A 5,554-nucleotide genomic window follows, 5' to 3' on the forward strand; every position below is an offset into this window, starting at 1 on the left:
GATGTAAAAACAGACTTTGCCTTTAAAAAGGTATTTGGAAGCAAACAATCAAAAGATATACTTATAAACTTTATAAACTCAGTGGTTAAATTCAAAGATGGAAGCATTATTGAAGATTTAACCATAGTTGACCCATATCAGATACCGTTACTTAAAGGGATGAAGGATACCTATGTTGATGTCAAGGCAATATTATCAGATGGTAGTGGCGTAATTATTGAGATGCAGATATTAAATTATGAAGGATTAGAAAAAAGGATTCTCTACAATGCGGCGAAGGCATATTCTACGCAACTTTTATGTGGTGATGAATTTTATCTATTAAACCCGATAATTGCTATCACTATTACTGATTTTGAGATGTTTAGTGAGTGGACAAAGGTCATCAGTTACTTCAGATTGATAGAGAAGGATGAGTTAGTTGAATATAGTGGAGATATTGAATTAATCTTCATTGAGTTACCAAAATTCAAGAAGGAAGAAAGTGAATTAAGTGATTGGACGGATAAATGGATATATTTTATAAAAAATGCGGGTAAGCTAAATTACATACCCAAAACACTGGGGATGAGTAAAGAGATAAAGAAGGCATTTGAGATAGCCAATCAAGCAAGTCTGAGTGCTAAAGAATTAGAGATACAGCATAAAAGGAAAGATTTCATCTATATTCAAAAGGCATCGATTTCTTATGCCGAAAAGAAAGGATTAAAACAAGGATTACAACAAGGGTTAGAACAAGGAATTCAACAAGGAATTCAACAAGGATTACAACAAGGATTACAACAAGGATTACAACAAGGCGAATATAGGAAGGCAATAGAGACAGCTAAATCGATGTATAAAAAAGGGTTTAAATTGGAGATGATTGCTGAGATAACAGGACTTTCAGACGAGGAGATAAATAGGGTTGTAAGAGTAGCGAATTAGCGATTAGCAAATATTAATTTATCTGTAATTATTCAGCCACTGATGGAGACGGATTAACACGGATGGTGTCTTAATCTAGCATAAAGGTTGAAATAGTGTAAGAAAAAGAGATATGGGATTATGGAGATAAGGAGATAAATTCATTCTAAAATTTTGGAAATTACAATGAATAATCTCTCCCTTTATCTCCTTATCCCCTTTTGGACACCAAATCTACATAGATTTCACTATTAGAGTTATTTTTAGACACCACCAAAAAATCAGTGTTTTATCCGTGTCCATCCGTGGCTGAATAGTTACCCAATTTTTTTGTAGTTATCCTTATCAAGGCATAAAGGATATCCAGAGGAAGATGAAACTCAGCAGTAGAATCTAAAAGAATAGACATACCTGGTTCAAATTCATCATCACCTGTCCAAATGAGATAAAGAAGCGGAATGCGAGGAAGAGGAAAGAGGATAATAGATTTGTCTCCATAAGAGGCAGGTTTTGCACCTAATTTTACACCTACTTCAAAAAGTCTATTTGGAGCGTGACCAAATTTTTCTAAAAAAATTGAGTCTTCGAGGGAATGTGTTCCGGTAAAGAATAAATAACCACTTTTAAGGTCTCGCGGACTTACCCACTTATTCGACAAATTTATCTCCTTTGCCTGGGTAAGATAAGTGAGTAAGACGAGTGCAAGGTCAAAATTAATCTTTGAAGATGGAGATGAAGGTATATTAATTTTCATGGTCTGCAATTCAATTTGATACAAATCTTTGAGAAATTCAATTAAATATTTACCCTCTTTAAACTCAACCTGTGCCCTTTTACAGACCAAAGAATGTTCCATTTCTAATAATCTATTCCAGGCAACATCTAAACCATTCATTTATCACCTCAGTAAATAGTTACCCCAAATCTTTACCTCTCAACCATTCTCTCAATTATATCCAACAAACCTTTTTGGTCAAAGCCGGATTTAATGATGTATGCATGGGCACCAACTTCAATCCCTCTTTTCCTATCTTCATCTTTTTCTTCAGAAGTAACCATAATAACAGGAATATCTTTACATTTTTCGTCTTTTTTTATAGCGGCAGTTAATTCAAATCCATTCATTCCTGGCATAGTAATATCGGTAATGACTAAATCATATCTTTTTTGTTTGATTTTTCCTAATGCTTGTAATCCATCAATTGCCATTTCGACATTATAGCCCACTGATTCTAAGATATTTTTTTCAAGTTCGCGGGTCGTTAACGAATCATCTACAACTAAAATAGTGGGAGTAGAGATTTTTTGTTTAGCAGTTACTTTTACTTCAATATGTGTCTTTTTGGCAGATTTCATTATATCAAATACATCTAAGATAAGGATTACTTCGCCATCTCCCCAGATAGTCGCACCGGCAATATTATCCGGTTTTTTTAAATAACCGCCCAGACTTTTGATAACTATTTCTTGTTCACTAATAACTTCATCTACTCCAAATCCAATAGATTCACCTGCAAGATGAATTATAATCATAAACATTTCGCGATTGGTAAGTATTTCATTTTCTTTTTTTAATCCAAGTAGTTTATCGAGTTTGACAAAAGGGATAGTAACACCATCAACGATAACTACTTCTTTATCACCAATCAGTTTTATATCATTTGTTGATAGATTAACTATTTTTTTTACTTCTGAAGTTGGGAAAATGAATAATTGCCCCTGGGATTTAACAATTAGTCCTAAAGTAATACTTAAGGTTAAGGGCATGCGTAAAGTAAATTTTGTGCCTTTACCTACTTCTGTCTGGATGTTAATCGAACCTTTAAGTCGTTCAATGTTTTCTTTAACAACATTCATTCCCACGCCTCGTCCGGAGATATCTGTGATTTTTTCACTGGTAGAGAATCCTGGGGCGAAGATAAGGTAAATAGCGTTTTCATCAGTAATTTTCTCTGCTTGTTCAGGGGTAATCAGATTTTTCTTTAAGGCAATTCGTTTTATGACACGAGGGTCTATGCCTCGACCGTCATCGGACATTTCAATAATTATACTTGCTCCTTCCTGTCGGGCAGAAAAGCATATTTTCCCGGTTCGTGGTTTACCAAGCAATGCCCTTTCTTCTGGCGTTTCGATTCCATGGTCAATACAATTGCGGACTAAATGCATCAGTGGGTCTTTTATTTCCTCCAGTATCTTTTTATCAAGTCCTGTTTTTTCACCTCTAATTTCTAAATTTATCTCTTTATCATATTCTTCAGCCATATCCCGCACGACTCTTGGGAAAAGGTCAAAAATAGTCGATACTGGTAACATCCTTATTTTAATGACCATATCTTCCAATTCATTAGTTAAAATATTCAAGTCATCCAGTCCCTCTGCGTATTTTCTTAATAAATTAGTTGTTCCGTCTTTTAGTCTCTGGTGTGAAAGGGATAATTTTATTATCTCTTCTTTAAATCCATTGGCTCTTTCCTTTAGTTGGTCGAGGAATAATATTTGTTCTTTCATTAATTCAGATATATCCTTTATGTGCATCAACAGGGCATCTAATTTGCCGCGGTTAATAATCATTTCTCCACTTAAATTCAGGAGTTTATCAAGTTTGCTTACTTCAACACGGATTGTTTCTTCAAAGCCTACTTTTTCATGTCGAATTTCTTGGGCTACACCTTCGACTAACCGAATTTTTCTCTCAGTCTTTTTCCTTTCACGAATTAACTTTCCGGTGCAGGCTTGAATTAATTCATCACAAAGAGAATCGACATCAATATCTACTTCTTTTTTAGAGATTTCTGCCTCTAACAGAATTTTAATTGAATCAAGGCATTCAAACAGCAAATCATTTATTTGTGGGGTGAGATTGAATTGTTTTTCTTTGATTCTACCGAGCAGGTCTTCCATCTGGTGGGCGATGCGGTTAATTTTGGTCAAACCGACCATTTTCGCCGAGCCTTTTAAGGTATGTGCTTCACGAAATACCTCATTGAGTAGCTCAGCATCATCTGGATTTTGTTCCAGGTTTAAGAGTTTATTATTGAGGTTATTAAGTCGTTCATCAGTTTCTTCTTTAAATTTCGCTAAAAATATAGATTTATCAAATTTTCCAGCCATTTCTCTAACTCCAAATGGAATAGTGGAGTAATGGATTTGATTTTATCACTTCAACACTCCAATTCCTGTCTTTATCCTTCTAATTTAAATTTCTCAATTGCTACTTTTAGGTCTTCGGCTAAAGTATTTAATTCAGAAACAGAGGTAATAGATTGATGGCTTGAGGCGGCTGATTGTTTAGATACTTCAGCGATTTCGTGCATTGTTGCTACGACTTGTTCTGAGGCAGTTCTTTGCTGTTGGGTGGCAACCGAGATTTGTTTTGAGGCTTTAGTTGTCTGGTCAACCATATCGAGTATCTCTTCTAAAGATTCCCCTGCTTTTTGAGCCAATTTTACGCCTTCATCTACCTTTTTCACATCTTCTTCTATCGCCATAACCGATTGAGAGGCTAATGTCTGAATTTCAGAGGCTATTTCTTTAATTGTTTTAGTCGATTCAACAACATTTTCGGCTAATTTTTTGACTTCAACGGCGACTACCGCAAATCCTCTGCCTGCTTCTCCAGCTCTTGAAGCCTCAATAGCGGCATTAAAGGCAATAAGTTTTGTTTCTGCGGCAATATTATTGATAAGTTCTAATATTTCGCCTATTTTTTGAGACCTCTCGCCCAGTGTCAGGATGCGTCTGGCACCGGCTTCAGTTGTTTCCTTTATTTTACCCATACTGAGAATTACATCCTGTACTCCATCCTGTCCTGTTTGAGCACTTTGTAATGTTTCCTCAGCTATTCTGGCGACTGCATCGGCATTTTCTGCTATTTGTTTTGAGGTGCTGGATAGCTCTTCAACAGTAACCGTAACCTGGGAAACCGAAGCGGCCTGTTCACTTGCCCCACTTGATTGTTCCTGAGCCGTGGCTAAAATTTCACTGCCCGCAGAACTTATTTGAAGCGAAGCCTCTTTTAAATGGTAAATTAATTTCCTCAAATCTTCAAGCATTTTATTAATGATAATTGTCATTTGTTCAAGTTCATTTGCACCTTCTATCTTTACGGCTTGAGTTAAATCTCCACTGGCAATTCTTTCTATTATCCCAGCCAAATTTTTAATATTATCTTGTAGATTTTTCTTTTCCACCGACCGGGTTTGAGCATGGTCATGGAGTTGTTCCATTGAATTGCGTAAATTCTGCATCATCCGATTAAAAATATTCGATAGTAATCCAATCTCATCACTCGTAACGACTGTAACAACATGAGATAAATCTCCATCAGCAATCCGCTGACTACTTTTAATTAAATTATGAAGAGGTATAGTCGCATCAGTCGTGACAAAATAGGCGTAAATATATCCGACAACAAAAATAATCACCGTAAAAATCAATAAAAGATTCCACATCTTCGTAATTGGTGCATCAAAATCCTTCATATAACATACTGTTCCCAATGTCCAGTTTGATTTTTTAATCGGGGCATAGGTAATATATCTCCCTCTGGTTACATCTTCTTGATAGTCAGGTTTATGAACTTCAGTTATTGTAGGTATCTCCTGTGGTATTTCAACGATATGCTTTCTTTTTTCATTTAGTAAAAATG

At 35.6% G+C, this 5,554-nt stretch carries 4 protein-coding genes; 1 reads left to right on the forward strand and 3 read right to left on the reverse strand.

Annotation, left to right across the window (positions count from 1 at the left end; genetic code table 11):
- On the forward strand, nt 1-927 hold a 927-nt coding region (locus tag AB1414_14360), incomplete at its 5' end, for an Rpn family recombination-promoting nuclease/putative transposase (GenBank protein MEW6608605.1).
- 268 nt (nt 928-1,195) lie between these two features.
- On the opposite strand, the gene AB1414_14365 is transcribed toward AB1414_14360, so the two are convergent.
- The 3 genes from AB1414_14365 to AB1414_14375 form a co-directional block, all read right to left on the reverse strand.
- On the reverse strand, nt 1,196-1,801 hold the full coding sequence (locus AB1414_14365; GenBank protein MEW6608606.1) for a DUF3786 domain-containing protein: 606 nt from the start codon (nt 1,799-1,801) through the stop codon (nt 1,196-1,198).
- A gap of 32 nt (nt 1,802-1,833) precedes the next feature.
- Nucleotides 1,834-4,017: a hybrid sensor histidine kinase/response regulator gene (locus tag AB1414_14370; GenBank protein ID MEW6608607.1), complete on the reverse strand. Its 2,184-nt coding sequence runs from the start codon at nt 4,015-4,017 to the stop codon at nt 1,834-1,836.
- Nucleotides 4,018-4,088: 71 nt separating this feature from the next.
- On the reverse strand, nt 4,089-5,554 hold a 1,466-nt coding region (locus AB1414_14375), incomplete at its 5' end, for a methyl-accepting chemotaxis protein (GenBank protein ID MEW6608608.1).

It is taken from the genome of bacterium, assembly GCA_040755795.1.
Classification (GTDB): Bacteria; UBA9089; CG2-30-40-21; order CG2-30-40-21; family SBAY01; genus JBFLXS01.